Annotated in this window: 1 protein-coding gene; it reads right to left on the bottom strand. The window is 51.9% G+C overall.

Going from position 1 to position 675, the window contains the following annotated elements; all coding sequences use genetic code 11:
• Positions 1-675 (bottom strand): Calx-beta domain-containing protein (locus ACO0KW_RS20350; RefSeq protein WP_423055168.1); only part of this gene is annotated, 675 nt, incomplete at both ends.

The raw sequence follows: 675 nt of genomic DNA, 5'->3' as shown, positions 1-675 counted from the left end.
CATCATCATGTATCGTCGTCGTCACACTCGCCGTGCCTAACGTCGCATTATTCGGTGCAGATAAGTTCACCTGGAAGTTTTCAGCTCCTTCAAACACCGTGTCATTGCTAATCGCAACCGTAATCGTTTTACTGGTTTCACCCGGAGCAAACGTGACGTTACCAGCCACTGCTGTGTAATCACTGCCAGCTACTGCACTACCATTGGCCGCACTGTAATTAACACTCACTGGTGCCGCATTCGCACTACTTAAACTCACGGTGTACGTCACTGTTCCTGCCGCTTCATTCACGTCGCCCGGACCACTGATACTAATCGTTGGTACTGCGCCATCCGTGATCGTGCCTGTACCCACGATCGCTGCGGTATTTTGTGCTGTCGCTGCGGATAAAGTAATCGTTTCAGATCCTTCAATCACGCCGTCGTTCGTCGTTGCAATACGTACCTGAAAGCCATTCGCTCCCGCTGGTACCACGACACTACTACCCAAAGTCGTCCAGCTCACACCACCATCGGTGGAGACTTGTTGTACGCCTGTATCGGTTCCTAATACTGCAGAACCAGAAGATGGCGTCACGTTCACTGTCGTCGCTGTCGTGCTGGTGCCGCTCAAGGTGACACTAAAGACTAAATTACCACCTTCACCAACCGTCGGGCTGCTGACCGATGTCACTA

Origin of the sequence: Undibacterium sp. Ji22W, assembly GCF_049340305.1 — a bacterium.
In the GTDB taxonomy this organism is placed as follows: Bacteria; Pseudomonadota; Gammaproteobacteria; order Burkholderiales; family Burkholderiaceae_D; genus Undibacterium.
The sequence above is the reverse complement of the archived record's forward strand: the minus strand, read 5'-3'. Positions and strand labels throughout refer to the sequence as shown.